The 14,029-nt window shown below is 62.5% G+C and carries 13 protein-coding genes and 1 riboswitch; of the genes, 10 read left to right on the forward strand and 3 right to left on the reverse strand.

Annotation, left to right across the window (positions count from 1 at the left end):
* Nucleotides 1-11: 11 nt before the first annotated feature.
* The 3 genes from I6E42_RS07370 to I6E42_RS07380 all read right to left on the reverse strand — a co-directional run bounded on the left by I6E42_RS07370 (nt 12) and on the right by I6E42_RS07380 (nt 3,411).
* Nucleotides 12-1,088, reverse strand: a complete 1,077-nt coding sequence (locus I6E42_RS07370) for a branched-chain amino acid ABC transporter permease (RefSeq protein WP_235371273.1) — start codon at nt 1,086-1,088, stop codon at nt 12-14.
* A 10-nt stretch (nt 1,089-1,098) separates the two neighbouring features.
* Nucleotides 1,099-2,004 (reverse strand): branched-chain amino acid ABC transporter permease, encoded by a 906-nt coding sequence (locus I6E42_RS07375; protein ID WP_235371274.1) that lies wholly within the window; start codon nt 2,002-2,004, stop codon nt 1,099-1,101.
* 198 nt (nt 2,005-2,202) lie between these two features.
* Nucleotides 2,203-3,411 carry an ABC transporter substrate-binding protein gene (locus I6E42_RS07380; protein WP_235371275.1) on the reverse strand — a complete coding sequence of 403 codons (1,209 nt, stop codon included), beginning with the start codon at nt 3,409-3,411 and terminating at the stop codon, nt 2,203-2,205.
* A 503-nt stretch (nt 3,412-3,914) separates the two neighbouring features.
* Nucleotides 3,915-4,029, forward strand: a riboswitch (FMN riboswitch).
* Between the two features lie 179 nt (nt 4,030-4,208).
* Between I6E42_RS07380 and ribD the strand changes: the two genes are divergently transcribed.
* The 10 genes from ribD to I6E42_RS07430 all read left to right on the forward strand — a co-directional run bounded on the left by ribD (nt 4,209) and on the right by I6E42_RS07430 (nt 14,009).
* Entirely contained in the window at nt 4,209-5,315 is a 1,107-nt protein-coding gene (ribD, locus tag I6E42_RS07385; RefSeq protein ID WP_235371276.1) for a bifunctional diaminohydroxyphosphoribosylaminopyrimidine deaminase/5-amino-6-(5-phosphoribosylamino)uracil reductase RibD, read from the forward strand.
* The gene (ribE, locus tag I6E42_RS07390) at nt 5,296-5,943 is read left to right on the forward strand and encodes a riboflavin synthase (RefSeq protein WP_235371277.1); all 648 of its coding nucleotides are present in this window, start codon (nt 5,296-5,298) and stop codon (nt 5,941-5,943) included. The genes ribD and ribE overlap by 20 nt, the downstream gene beginning before the upstream one ends.
* 22 nt (nt 5,944-5,965) lie before the next feature.
* A complete protein-coding gene (locus I6E42_RS07395; protein ID WP_235371278.1) occupies nt 5,966-7,168 on the forward strand; it encodes a bifunctional 3,4-dihydroxy-2-butanone-4-phosphate synthase/GTP cyclohydrolase II in 1,203 nt (400 codons plus the stop codon).
* Nucleotides 7,169-7,199: 31 nt separating this feature from the next.
* A complete protein-coding gene (ribH, locus tag I6E42_RS07400; RefSeq protein ID WP_235371279.1) occupies nt 7,200-7,667 on the forward strand; it encodes a 6,7-dimethyl-8-ribityllumazine synthase in 468 nt (155 codons plus the stop codon).
* Between the two features lie 342 nt (nt 7,668-8,009).
* Entirely contained in the window at nt 8,010-8,930 is a 921-nt protein-coding gene (locus I6E42_RS07405) for an L-lactate dehydrogenase (RefSeq protein WP_235371280.1), read from the forward strand.
* A 37-nt stretch (nt 8,931-8,967) separates the two neighbouring features.
* The gene (locus I6E42_RS07410) at nt 8,968-10,005 is read left to right on the forward strand and encodes an ABC transporter substrate-binding protein (protein WP_235371281.1); all 1,038 of its coding nucleotides are present in this window, start codon (nt 8,968-8,970) and stop codon (nt 10,003-10,005) included.
* Nucleotides 10,006-10,081: 76 nt separating this feature from the next.
* Nucleotides 10,082-11,038, forward strand: coding sequence for an ABC transporter permease (locus I6E42_RS07415; protein WP_235371282.1), 957 nt, complete (start codon nt 10,082-10,084; stop codon nt 11,036-11,038).
* Nucleotides 11,035-11,820 carry an ABC transporter ATP-binding protein gene (locus I6E42_RS07420; RefSeq protein ID WP_235371283.1) on the forward strand — a complete coding sequence of 262 codons (786 nt, stop codon included), beginning with the start codon at nt 11,035-11,037 and terminating at the stop codon, nt 11,818-11,820. The genes I6E42_RS07415 and I6E42_RS07420 overlap by 4 nt, the downstream gene beginning before the upstream one ends.
* 186 nt (nt 11,821-12,006) lie before the next feature.
* On the forward strand, nt 12,007-12,660 hold the full coding sequence (locus tag I6E42_RS07425) for a TetR/AcrR family transcriptional regulator (protein WP_235371284.1): 654 nt from the start codon (nt 12,007-12,009) through the stop codon (nt 12,658-12,660).
* Nucleotides 12,654-14,009 carry a TolC family protein gene (locus I6E42_RS07430; protein WP_235371285.1) on the forward strand — a complete coding sequence of 452 codons (1,356 nt, stop codon included), beginning with the start codon at nt 12,654-12,656 and terminating at the stop codon, nt 14,007-14,009. The genes I6E42_RS07425 and I6E42_RS07430 overlap by 7 nt, the downstream gene beginning before the upstream one ends.
* Nucleotides 14,010-14,029: the final 20 nt, after the last annotated feature.

Below are 14,029 nucleotides of genomic sequence, written 5' to 3' on the forward strand. Positions count from 1 at the left end.
CTGCTTTGCCATCAGCGGGCGCCTCCTTTCCGCTTAAACAGGCCCAGGAACTTCGACCGCAGAGAGGCGAAGAAGATCCGGGAAGTTTCGTTGTTGGTGGCCAGCATGACCAGGATCAGCACGATGGCGTACACCAGCATCCGGTACTGGTCCAGATTCAGCTTGCGCAGGAACTCGGGCAGCACCGTGAGGAAGGCGGCGGCCACGATGGAGCCCCGGATGTTGCCCAGGCCGCCCAGCACCACGAAGACCAGCACCAGGATGGAGGTGTTGAAATCGAACTTCTTGGCGGCCAGAGAGGAGTAGTTCATGGCGTACAGGGCGCCGGCGGCGCCGGCCAGGACGGCGGAGGTGACGAAGGCCATCAGCTTGTACTTGGTGACCTGGATGCCTACGGACTCGGCGGCGATTCGGTTGTCCCGGAGGGCCATGACCGCCCGGCCCGCCCGGCTGTTCACCAGGTTCAGCACCACGGTGAGGGCGATCAGCACCAGAATGAAGCCGGCGGTAAAGGAGGAGAGCTTCACATTGGTGGTAACGCCCATGGGGCCCTTGAGGATGGCGCGGCCGCCCGCGGCCAGACCCAGCGCCGCCTCGTTGGTGATGGAGAAGCGCAGGCCGGTCTCATCGATGCCCACGTAGAGGATGTTGATGATGTTTTTGATGATCTCGCCGAAGGCCAGGGTGACGATGGCCAGGTAGTCGCCCTGGAGGCGGAGTACCGGCACGCCCACGATGAAGCCGGCCAAACCGGCCAGCACGGCGCCCACCACCATGGCCACGGCCAGACGGACGGGACCGGAGGGGATAGCCTCCTGAAGGGACAGGGAGACCACCACGCCGGAGAAGGCGCCCACGCTCATAAAGCCCGCGTGGCCCAGGGACAGCTCGCCGGAGAAGCCCACCACCAGGTTCAGGGAGATGGCCATGGTGATGTAGGCGCAGATGGGCACCAGCTGGCCCTGGATGGAGGGGGACACCATGCCCCCGGCGTTGAGGACCTGGATGATCAGGTAAGCGGCGATGACGATGCCGTAGGTGACGGCGTTGTTCACCAGCTTTTTGCGGGAGGGGGAGAGTTGTTTCATGCCGGCCACCTCACACTTTCTCACGGACGGTCTTGCCCAGCAGTCCGGTGGGCTTGACCAGCAGCACTACGATGAGGACGGCGAATACCACGGCGTCGGAGATCTGGGTGTTGAAGGCCTTGGCGAAGATCTCGATGACGCCCAGGAGGATGCCGCCTAGGAAGGCCCCGGGGATGGAGCCGATGCCGCCGAAGACGGCGGCGGTGAAGGCCTTGATGCCGGGCAGGGAGCCGGTGGTGGGCATCAGGGTCTGGTAGCTGGAGCATAGCAGCACGCCGGCGATGGCGGCCAGGGCGGAGCCGATGGCGAAGGTCATGGAGATGGTGAAATTCACGTCGATGCCCATGAGCTGGGCGGCGGCCTTGTCCTCGGAGCAGGCCCGCATGGCCTTGCCCATCTTGGTCTTGCCGGTGAACAGGGTCAGCCCCACCATGATGACCACGCACATCAGCACGGTGAACATGGCCACATAGGTGATGGTCAGTCCGCCGTCAAAGAGGGTGATGCCCGTCTTCATCTCTCCGGTGGCCTTGTCCTGGAAGGCGAAGAAGGTGGGGAAGACCTTGGGGTCGGACTTCCACAGCAGCAGGGCGCTGTTCTGGAGGAAATAGCTCATGCCGATGGCGGTGATGAGGACGGCCAGAGAGGGGGCCTGGCGCAGGGGCTTATAGGCCAGCCGCTCGATGGTGATGCCCAGAACGGTGCACACCACCATGGCCAGCAGGGCGCCCAGAATGGGATGCAGGCCGAAATTCTGGGTGGCAAAGAAGCAGATGTAGGCGCCCACCATAATGACGTCGCCGTGGGCGAAGTTGAGCATTTTCGCGATGCCGTAGACCATGGTGTAGCCCAGGGCGATGATGGCGTAGACACTGCCCAGGCTGATGCCGTTGACCAAATTGCTCAAAAGGCTCAAACCACTCACCTCTTTCTCTAAAATATCAAACGTTGTGCCCCTCTGCGCCCGGCGGAGAGAGACAACCCGAATGGCAGAAACACCGGCGTCCCCAAGAAGGGCACGCAGATGTTTCCGCCATCCGGAACGATTACGGAAATGGCGCGGGGCTGCCGGGAAACTCCGGCAGCCCCGCGAACAGACATTTTTCAGGGGGGCTTACTGGGTCACGTACACGCCGCCCTCGACCTTGACCACCACGGGGGCCTTGGAGACCTCGCCGGCGGTGGACCAGCTCATGCCGGAGCCGGTCAGGCCGTCCACGCTGAAGCTGCTGTCGGTGAAGGTGGCAATCAGCTTTTCGCAGATGTCGGCGGCGCTCATGTCGGTGGTGACGCCGGCCTTGAGGCAGGCCTCATAGATGGCGTACATACAGTCATAGCCGTCGGCGGCGAACTGGTTGGGGATGCTGCCGTAGGCGTCCTGATAGGCCTTGACGAAGTTGACGGTGCGGTCGTCGGAACCCCAGGCGTTGAAGGGGGTCATCAGCATCAGGCCCTCGGCCAGGGACTTGTCAAAGCCCTCCAGATCCAGGATGCCGTCCATGCCGTCGCAGCCGAAGAAGATGGGAGCGTAGTTCATGGTCTTGGCCTGGTTCAGGATCAGAGAAGCGGGGGTGTAGTAGATGGGCATGAACACCAGGTCGGCGCCGGCGTTCTTGGCGGAGTTCAGCTGGACGGTGAAGTCGGTGTTGCTGTCGTCGGGGAAGGTCTCCACAGCCACCACGTCCAGCCCGATGGCGTCGGCCTGAGCCTGGAAGGCGTTGTAGATGCCGGTGGAGTAGGCGTCACCGTTGTTGTAGATGACGGCGACCTTGGTGCCCAGGCCGTTCTCCTTGATGTAGCTGGCGGCGGTGGTGCCCTGGTTGGGGTCGGTGAAGCAGACCTGGAACACGTTGTCCTTGCCGGCAGTGACGTCGGCGGAGGAAGCGGAGGGAGTCAGCTGGAAGATCCGGTCGCTGAAGGACTCGGCGGCCACGGCCACGCAGGAGCCGGTGGTGGTGCAGCCGTAGAGCACCTGGATGCCGTCGCCCTTGAGCTTGTTGTAGGCGTTGACGCCCTTCTCGGCGTCGGCTTCGTCGTCCTGGAAGTCCAGGGACAGCTGGAGGCCGCCCTTGGCGTTGATCTCCTGAACGGCGATCTCAGCGCCCTGCTTGGTGGCGATGCCGTACACGGCGGCGCCGCCGGTCAGGGGGCCGATACCGCCGATCTTCAGGACGCCGGCCTCGGCGGAAGCGCTGGCGGAAGAGGCGGAAGCGGCGGCGTTGGAAGCAGCGGTGCCGGAGCTGGCGGACTTGCTGCCGCCGCAGCCGGCCAGCAGGCTGACGCACATGGCGCCGGCCAGGAGCATGGCAAGATACTTTTTCATATTCATTTACCTCCTTGAATGAAAGCCAAGCGGGTCTGGAGCGGCCCGCGGACCTGAAAGAACCCGCCGGGGATTTTTCAGGGTTGGTGCCCATTATAGGGAGGAAAAAGACAAATGTCAATCGTAAAAATACACAAGCCGACGCCGGAACAGAAAGAAGAAAAAGTGACGAGAAAAGAAAGAAAAAGGTTAAAATTCGAAAAACATGTTCTAAAATAGCTGAAAAGAGAGAAAAAACGGACTTTTTGTGAGAACGGGAACAGGAGGGGTGGGAAAAGAATATAAACTATGATACAATTGAAAAGGGGAAAACCTGAAAAAAACAAAATGGAGGGATTCCTGTGCAAAATGACGGGAAGACTTCTGAAAGTAACGAAAATTTTTCGGAGAAAAAGGAAAAAACGCTGGGGCCGTAGGGAGCAGGACCATGAGATCCAACGGAGACGGGGCGTGCGGGACTTGACAGGTGGGACGGATGAGATTATAATGCAGGAAAATTGAACCAGGATCTTCAGGGCGGGGTGAAATTCCCCACCGGTGGTAAAGCCCACGAGCCGCAAGGCATGATTCGGTGAAATTCCGAGGCCGACAGTACAGTCTGGATGAAAGAAGATCGTGTGCCGCGGGGGATATTGCAGTCTCCGCGCCCATGGATTTGCTCTGGAATTGGATAATTCCAGGGCTTTTTGTTTCCGCCGGAAGCGGGGAAACAGGTCCGGGGGCGCGGGCCCCTTTGCCGCATCATGATGCCTTGAACCATCCGTTCAAGGCATTTTTTGTTGGTTTGGAGGCGGAATATGACAGATTTGTACTATATGCGCCGGGCGCTGGAGCTGGCGGAGCGGGGCCGGGGCTGGACCTCCCCCAACCCCATGGTGGGCGCCGTCCTGGTCCGGGAGGGCCGTATTATCGGACAGGGCTGGCATGTCCGGTGCGGGGAGCTCCACGCGGAGCGCCACGCCCTGAAAAACTGCACGGAGTCTCCGAAGGGGGCTACCATGTATGTGACGCTGGAGCCCTGCTGCCATCAGGGGCGGCAGCCCCCCTGCACCGACGCCATCCTGGAGGCGGGGATTGCCCGGGTGGTGGTGGGCTCCGGGGACCCCAACCCGCTGGTGGCGGGCAAGGGACTGGACATCCTCCGCAGTCACGGCGTAGAGGTGGAGACTGGCGTCCTGGAGGAGGAGTGCCGGGCGCTGAACCGGGTGTTTTTCCACTACATCCAGACGAAGCGGCCCTACGTGACCATGAAATACGCCATGACCCTGGACGGCAAGATCGCCACCCGCACCGGGGCCTCCCAGTGGATCACCGGCGAGGAAGCCCGGGGGCAGGTCCACCGGGACCGGCACTTCCACACGGGCATTATGGTGGGCATCGGTACCGTGCTGGCGGACGACCCGCTGCTGACCTGCCGGATGGAGGGCGGGAAGGACCCCGTCCGCATCATCTGTGACACCCGCCTGCGGACGCCCCTGGACAGTCGGATCGTCCGCACTGCGGAGGAGGTCCTCACGGTCATCGCCACCTGCTGCGCCGATCCCGCCCGGCGGGCGCCCTATGAAGCTGCCGGGTGCCGGGGGCTGGTGCTGCCGGAGCGGGGCGGCCATGTGGACCTGACTGCCCTGATGGAGCGGCTGGGCCAAATGGGGATCGACAGCGTTCTGCTGGAGGGCGGCGGCACTCTGAACTGGGTGGCTCTGGAGAGCGGTATCGTCCAGCGTGTCCAGGCTTACATCGCGCCCAAGCTCTTTGGGGGCGGGACGGCCAAGTCCCCGGTGGAGGGCCTCGGCGTGGAGACGCCCGCCCAGGCGGTGCGTCTGAAAAACACCACCGTGACGCCGGTGGGAGAGGACTTTTTGCTGGAAGGAGATGTGGACACGGATGTTTACAGGAATCGTTGAGGAGATCGGCACCATTCGCGCCGTGCGCCGGGGGGCCCACTCCTCGGTGCTGTCCATCGGGGCCAGCACCATCCTGCCCGATTTGAAGATCGGCGACAGCGTGGCGGTGAACGGCGTGTGCCTGACGGCCACCAGCCGGGACGAGGGCGGCTTCACCGCCGATGTGATGCACGAGACGCTGAACCGCTCCTCCCTGGGCACCCTGACGGCGGGCGGCCATGTGAATCTGGAGCGGGCCATGGCGGCGGACGGCCGCTTCGGTGGCCATATTGTCTCCGGTCATATCGACGGCGCCGGCCGCATCTCGGCCATCCAAAAAGATGACAACGCCATCTGGTACACGGTGGAGGCCGCCCCCTCCCTGCTGCGGTATATCGTGGAAAAGGGCTCCATCGCCATCGACGGCGTCAGCCTGACGGTGGCGGCCGTCGGCGAGACCTGGTTCTCCATTTCTGCCATCCCTCACACGGTGGCGGTCACCATCCTGGGGGAGAAACGGAACGGGGACACCGTGAACCTGGAGACGGACATCATCGGCAAATACGTGGAAAAGCTGCTGCAGCCCCAGTCGGAGACAAGGCAGCAGAGCAAAATTACGCTGGAATTTCTGGCGGAAAACGGATTTTGAGCGCACAAAGGAGGAACTACCTATGGATCAACCCTACTGCACCGTGGAGGAGGCCCTGGAGGAGCTGCGGGCAGGCCGCATCATCATCACCATCGACGACCCGGACCGGGAGAACGAGGGCGACATGATCTGCGCCGCCCAGTTCGCCACCACGGAGAACGTCAACTTCATGGCCGTCCACGCCAAAGGCCTCATCTGCACGCCCATGAGCGAGGAGGTGGCCGCGCGGCTGGGCCTGGAGCAGATGGTGAAGGTGAACACCGACAACCATTGCACCGCCTTCACCGTGTCCATCGACCATGTGGACACCACCACCGGCATCTCGGCTCAGGAGCGGGGCTACACCTGCCGCAAGTGCGTGGACCCCGCCACCCGGCCGGAGGACCTGCGCCGTCCCGGCCATGTGTTCCCTCTGGTGGCCCGGCGGGGCGGCGTGCTGACCCGCAACGGCCACACGGAGGCCACAGTGGACCTGTGCCGCCTGGCGGGCCTCCATCAGTGCGGATTGTGCTGCGAGATCATGCGGGAGGACGGCACCATGATGCGCACCACCGAGCTGCTGGAAAAGGCGAAGGAGTGGGGCCTGAAGGTCACCACCATCAAGGCCTTGCAGGACTACTGCCGCCGCCATGACAAGCACGTGGTCCGGGAGGCCAGCGCCAAGCTGCCCACCCGTTTTGGGGAGTTCCAGATCTACGGCTACACCAACGACCTGACCGGTGAGCACCATGTGGCTCTGGTGAAGGGCAACATCGGCGACGGCCGGGACGTGCTGTGCCGGGTCCACTCCGAGTGCCTCACCGGCGATGTGTTCGGCTCCCGCCGCTGCGACTGCGGCCAGCAGTTGGCCGCCGCCATGCAGCAGATCGACCGGGAGGGCCGGGGCGTGGTGCTCTACATGCGCCAGGAGGGCCGGGGCATCGGCCTCATCAACAAGCTGAAGGCCTACGCCCTCCAGGAGCAGGGCTTCGACACGGTGGACGCCAACGTGAAGCTGGGCTTCGCCCCCGACCTGCGGGAGTACTGGACCGGCGCCCAGATCATCCGGGACCTGGGGATCAAGACCATGCGGCTGCTGACCAACAACCCGGACAAGGTCTACCAGCTCTCCGACTTCGGCCTGGAGATCGTGGAGCGGGTGCCCATCCAGGTGGAGGCCAATCAGGACGACCTCTTCTACCTGCGGACCAAGCAGCGGCGCATGGGGCATATTCTGAGCTATTGAAAACCATCAAACTGAACGGAGGAAACAGATCATGAGAACACTGGAAGGCAAACTGGTAGCGGAAAACATCAAGGTGGGCGTGGTGGCGGCCCGGTTCAACGACTTCATCGTCTCCAAGCTGGTGGGGGGCTGCGAGGACGCCCTGCTGCGCCGCGGCGTCCGGCCGGAGGACATCGACCTGGCCTGGGTCCCCGGCGCGTTTGAGATCCCGCTGATCGCGTCCAAAATGGCCAAGAGCGGCAAGTACGACGCCGTCATCGCCCTGGGCGCCGTCATCCGGGGCAGCACTTCCCACTATGACTATGTGTGCAGCGAGGTGTCCAAGGGGGTGGCCAACGTGTCCTTGAACAGCGACATCCCCGTCATGTTCGGCGTACTGACCACCGACACCATTGAGCAGGCCATCGAGCGGGCCGGCTCCAAGGCGGGCAACAAGGGCTCCGAGTGCGCCCAGGGGGCCATCGAGATGGTGAATCTGATCCGGGCCCTGGAGGCGTAAAAATTTTCCGCAAAAAATTCTTGACAAAGCAAAAAACTGATTTTATAATTCAGCCATCTAAACTGATGACGCAGGAAAAAGTCAGGTCAGTCCCGTCGCAGCGAGGGGAGGGCGGTGGAAGCTCCCCACAGGACTCTGAGGAATATGGTCTGCGGAGGGCGGCTCTAAATGGGCCGACGTTGGGACGGACGTTACCCGTCGGGGATATGTTGGTATCCCGCTGGAGGGCCCTGTCATGGGGCTGAATCAAGGTGGCACCGCGAAATTGTCTTAGTTTCGCCCTTGACCGAAGTGAAATTCGGTCAAGGGCGTTTTTTATTTTCCAAACGGGAGGATACCGATATGGAGCAGGGAAAAGTTGTGATCATCGGCGCGGGCCATGTGGGCAGCCACTGTGCTTACGCCCTGGCCGCCTCCGGTGTGTGCGGAGAGATCGTGCTGGTGGACAAGGCGGCGGAGAAGGCCTCCGCTCAGGCCCTGGACGTGGCCGACAGCGTCAGCTTCATGGACCGGAACGTCACGGTCCGGTCCGGAGGATACGGAGAATGTAAAGACGCCGGCCTGACCGTGGTGGCCATCGGGGAGCCCCGCCTCCCCGGCCAGACCCGGCTGGACCTGCTGGACCGGTCGGTGGAGCTGCTGAAGGGCCTGGCCGCGGAGCTGAAGCCCCTGAAGCTCGCCTGTCCGGTGGTGACCATCACCAATCCCGCCGACATCGTGGCCGACTACCTGCGCAAGAGCCTGGAGCTGGAGCGATGGCGGTGCTTCGGGACCGGGACTCTCCTGGACACCGCCCGCCTGGTCCGGGTCATCGGTCAGGAGACAGGGGCAGACCGGCGGAGTGTGTGCGCCTTCTCCATGGGAGAGCACGGCGACTCCTCCATGGTCCCCTTCTCCGCCATCACCGTGGGAGGCGTCCCCTTCGAAAAGCTGGGCCTGGACAAGGAGAAGGTCCTGGAACAGACCCGCCGGGCGGGGATGGACATTATCGAAGGCAAGGGCTCCACGGAGTTCGGCATCGGCCGGGCCCTGGCTGAGCTGGCCGGGTGCATCCTCCGGGACGAGAAGCGGGTCCTCCCCGTCTCCGTTCTGCTGGATGGGGAATACGGCCAGCGGGGCGTCCACTGCGGCGTGCCCTGCCGCATCGGGAAAAGCGGCATTGAGAAGATCATTCAACTGGACCTGAGCGGGGAGGAACAGCGGATGCTGGACGCCTCCTGTCAGGTCATCCGAACCCACATTGAGCGGGCGGCGGCACTGTGACCGCCCATGATTTGATGATAAAAAGGAGTAATATAAAATGAAAAAATTGATTTCTGTTATGGCTTCCGCCCTGGTTATCGCCGGCATCCTGGCCGGCTGCGGCTCCTCCAGCAGCAATTCCGCCCCCTCCGGGGCGGCTTCCTCCGGTTCCGCCGCCTCCGCTCAGGAGACCTACAAGGTTGCCATTGTCCAACCCATGAGCCACACCTCCCTGGACCAGATCCGGGACACCATCGTCTCCAAGCTGGAGGCTTCGGGCAAGAGCATCGAGATCACCACCGAGAACGCCAACGGCGACTCCACCGCCCTGTCCACCATCCTGAGCAACTGCAAGGCTGAGGGAGTGGACCTGGTGGTCCCCATCGCCACCTCCACCGCCCAGTCTGCCAAGACCGTCTTTGACGGGGACAGCACCCCCATCGTCTTCGCCGCCGTCTCCGACCCCACCGCTGCCGGCCTCACCGGGGATGACTGCCAGTACATCACCGGCGTGTCCAACAACATCCCCGCCGCCGAGATCGTCAAGCTGATTTTCAACTTCCAGCCCGACTGCCAGAAGATCGGCTTCCTCTACACCTCCAGCGAGGCCAATTCCGTCTCCACCATCAACGCCGCCAAGACCTACTGTGACCAGGAGGGCATCGCCTACGAGGAGGTCTCCATCGCCAACCTGTCCGAGCTCCAGACCGCCGCCGAGACCCTGATTTCCCGGGGCGTGGACGCCCTGTATACCGGCAACGACAACTCCATCGCCTCCGCCATGGCCACCTACACCGACGTGGCCTACGCCGACGGCATCCCCGTCTACTGCGGCGCCGACTCCATGGTGGCGGACGGCGGCTTCGCCACCATCGGCGTCAACTATGTCCAGCTGGGCGAGCAGGTGGCCGACCTGGTGCTGAAGGTGATGGACGGCGCTGCCCCCGCCGACCTGCCCTATGAGACCCTCAGCGACTACGCCAAGTTCGTCAACCTCCAGGCCGCCGGCCGCTTCGGCGCCGACTTCCCCGACAGCGCCTACGAGGGCTATGAGGTCCTGGTGGAGGAAGACGGCACCAGCCACTTCGGCGCCTGAGCAGGATACATTATAAATATAGAGGTCCGGCGGGAAATTCCCGCCGGACCCACCGCTTTTTATCAAGGAGGCGCCCATGGTCTATTTGAGTATGCTCATCTCCGCCCTGAGCCAGGGAATGCTGTACGCCCCCATGGCCCTGGGGGTGTTCGTCACCTTCCGTATTTTGAAGACGCCGGACCTGACGGTGGACGGCAGCTTCGTCTTCGGCATGACGGTGTGCGCCGCCGTCACCATCTCTGGACACCCGGTGCTGGCGCTGCTGGCCGGGACGGCGGCGGGAGCCCTGGCCGGCTTCTTCACCGCCCTGCTCCAGACCAAGCTGCGCATCGAGCCCATCCTGTCCGGCATCCTGGTGGCGGCGGGACTGTACACCGTGAACTACGCCGTGCTGGGCGGCCAGTCCAACCTGTACCTCCAGTACGACACGGTAAATTCCGCCGGGGCGGCGGTGAAGGCCGCCAGCCCCACCATCTATAAGAACTTTTCTGCCCTCTTTGCCGGGGCGGAGGGAGTGCTTGCCGACAGCAACGCCCAGGTCCTGCTCCTGACCCTGGCTATTGTGGCGGCACTCACCGCCGGTTTGGGCGTCTTCTTCTTCACCCGGCCCGGCATGGCCATCCGGGCCACCGGAGACAACGAGGAGATGGTCCGGTCCTCCTCCATCAACGCCGACCTGACCCGCACCGCCGGGGTCATGCTGGCCAACGCCCTGGTGGCCCTGTCCGGCGCCTTGCTGTGCCAGCAGCAGCGCTACGCCGACCTGAACTGCGGCAGCAGCATGCTGGTCATGGGGCTGGCCTCGGTCATCATCGGCCAGGTCCTCTTTGGGGACCGGGGTATGGTGGGCGGACTGGTGTCCGCTGAGGGAGGCTCCCTCCTCTACCGGATCATTATTCAGGCGGCCTATCAGGTGGATATGCCCAGTTACGCCGTCAAGCTGCTGTCCACCCTCATCGTGGTGGCGGCCCTGGCGGTCCCCCTGGTCCGGCGGAAGCTGGCCCGGAGCCAGAAAGGAGGGAAGACGCAATGAGCGGAAGCACCTTGTCTGTGCGGGGGCTGACCAAGCGGTTTGAGGCGGGCACCGTAAATGAGAAGCTGGCCCTGGACCACCTGGACCTGGAGGTCCCCGCCGGCCAGTTTGTCACGGTTCTGGGCTCCAACGGCTCGGGCAAATCCACCCTGTTCAACACCATCTTGGGCCGCCTCAGCCCCGACAGCGGCAGCATCCTTCTGGGGGAGGAGGACATTACCCGCCAGAAAGACTACCAGCGGGCCCTGAATATGAGCTGCCTGTACCAGAACCCCCTCCGGGGCACCGCACCCACCATGACCCTGGAGGAGAACCTGGCGCTGGCCTATACCCGGAAGGCCTCCAAGAGCTTTTTTGCCGTCAACCGGCGGGACAACGCCTATTTCCGGGATCTGCTGGCCACCCTGAATATGGGCCTGGAGGACCGGATGAAGACCAAGATGGGCCTGCTGTCCGGCGGGCAGCGCCAGGCGGCATCCCTCCTCATGGCCACCGTGGCCCAGCCCAAGCTCCTGCTGCTGGACGAACACACCGCCGCCCTGGACCCCGGCGCGGCGGAGAAGGTGATGGAGGTCACCGAGGAGATCGTGACCCGGGACAAGATCACCACCCTGATGATCACCCACGACATGGACTATGCCCTCAGCGTGGGCAGCCGAACCATTATGCTGGACGCGGGCCGGGTGGTGCTGGACCTGTCCGGCGGGGAACGGGAGAAGATGACCGCCGGGGCGCTGGCCGAACTATTCTACGCCAGAAGCCGCAGAAAAAGAAACGGATGACCCCGGAACATCTTCGGCATATGATATAAGGAAGGACGGCGGAAACGCCGTCCTTTTGTTTAGGAAAAAACAGCGGGGAAATATTCACAAAACATTAACACATTTCCAATTGACATGGGTGGAACAGATCAGTATAATTTGTGACAGCTTGTCATGATGACAGGTTGTCACATTCGGAGGGATTACATGCCGACCAGTACTTTTTTTCGATTGCCTGGGGAAAAACGGGAACGGCTGATGGATGCGGCCTGGGAGGAATTTACCAGCAGCAGCTATAGCGACGCTTCCATTAACCGGATCATCCATAAGGCCCATATCCCCAGAGGCAGCTTCTACCAATATTTTCAGGATAAGGAAGACCTGTTTTGGTACCTGCTTGGCGGGATGCGGGAGTATTTTTCCGGGGTGTTCCGGGAGCTGTTGCAGGATGCGAAGGGAGACCTGTTCTCCGTTCCGGTCCGGGCTTTTGACCGGTTTGTAAGCCGGAGAGGAGATCCGGACCCCATTTTGACCCAGTGCATCCAGGTGATGCGGCTGAACCAGGGACTGGATTTTCAGCGTTTCTACGCCGCAGAGCCCGGGACGCTGCCTGAAGAATTTATGGCCTGCATCGATCTGGACCATTACCGCAGGAAAACCCCGGATTTTATCAGCCACGTCTTTTTCCTGACGGTCCCGCCGCTGGCGTTTGCCATCATGGAGACCCTGCGGGACCCGGACCAGTGGGAGCGCCAACGGAAGTTTTTGCAGGAGCGGATCGAGGTCGTGCGGACCGGTAGCCTGACGTCCCGGGGAAACGCGGCCTATGAGCATCAGCATCAAGGAGGAGAGCAATGTTGAATCGCAAGATCATCGCCGCCCTTTTGGCGGCGGCCATCACCCTGTGTGGAGTGTCCGTGTTCGCGGCGGACCCGGTACAGGGGGAGGCATCCGAACAGCCGGAGGCTGCCGCCGCGGTTCCGGTGGAAGCGCCGGAGGAAGAACCGGCTGCCGCCCCGGCGGAAGATACATACGCCCCGGAGACCACGGCGGAAGCGCCCCAGGAGGCCGCCGCAGCGGAGCAGGAGGCCCCGGCGGAGGTCACGCCCGATCCGGTAGGCAGCGTGTCCTTTGCCAATCTGGGCAGCCGGGTGCGGGAAAACAACTTCAATATGCTGGCTCTGACAGAGACCATCGCTTCCATTCAGGCGGTGGACTACGACAAGATGAAGGATGATTTGAAGGACAGCTTGAAGCTTCTGGCCAATACGTCCTATTACCTGAGCGTCACGGGAAATTCCTTCGCGGCCAACTCCGTGCAGCAGCAGTACGACTCCCTCAAGAATACCTGGGATGACCTGAAGGACGGCAAGATCCAGGAGGACTACGACGCGGCGGTCCGCCAGCTGGAAAATGCCCAGGACCAGATCGTCATGGCCGCTGAATCCCTGTACATCGCCCTGGTGGAGCTGGAGCAGAACGACCGGTCCCTGGACCGCCAGCTCAACGCCCTGGACCGTACCATCCAGGAGCTGGAGCTGCGCTATGACCTGGGACAGATCTCCACCCTGACCCTCCAGCAGGCCAAGGCGGGCCGCACCTCCCTGGTCAGCGGCCGGCAGACCCTGAACATGAACCTCTCCAATTATAAGACCCAGCTGGAGCTGATGATCGGCGCGGAACTCAGCGGGAAGATTAAACTCCAGGCTCTGCCTCAGGTCAGCGCCCAGGAACTGGCCGCCATGAATCTGGAAAAGGACCTGGCTGCCGCCAAGGCGAACAGCTACGACCTGTTTGCCGCCAAGCGCACCCTGGATGACGCCAAGGAGACCTACAGCGACACGGGCAAGGAGTATGGCTACAACGAGAACCTGTACCAGTATGCCTCCGCCAAACACACCTGGGAGGCGGCCCAATACACCTACAGCGCCTCCATTCAGAACTTTGAAAACAGTTTCCGCGTCCTGTACAACCAGGTGAAGGATTACCAGCAGGTGCTGGCCGCCGCCAAGACCGCCCTGGAAGTGGAGAAAAGCAACTATGCGGTGGACCAGCTGAAGTATGAGCAGGGCACCATCTCCAAGAACGATCTGCTCACCGCAGAGGACGACCTGAACACCGCTCAGGACAAGGTGACCGGCGCCGCCATCGACCTCTTTGCCGCTTATCACAACTACCGTTGGGCCGTGGACCGCGGTATCCTGAACTAAAAATGGAGGATCTACCTATT

Source organism: Pseudoflavonifractor phocaeensis, from assembly GCF_021531815.1.
Taxonomy (GTDB): Bacteria; Bacillota; Clostridia; order Oscillospirales; family Oscillospiraceae; genus Lawsonibacter; species Lawsonibacter phocaeensis_A.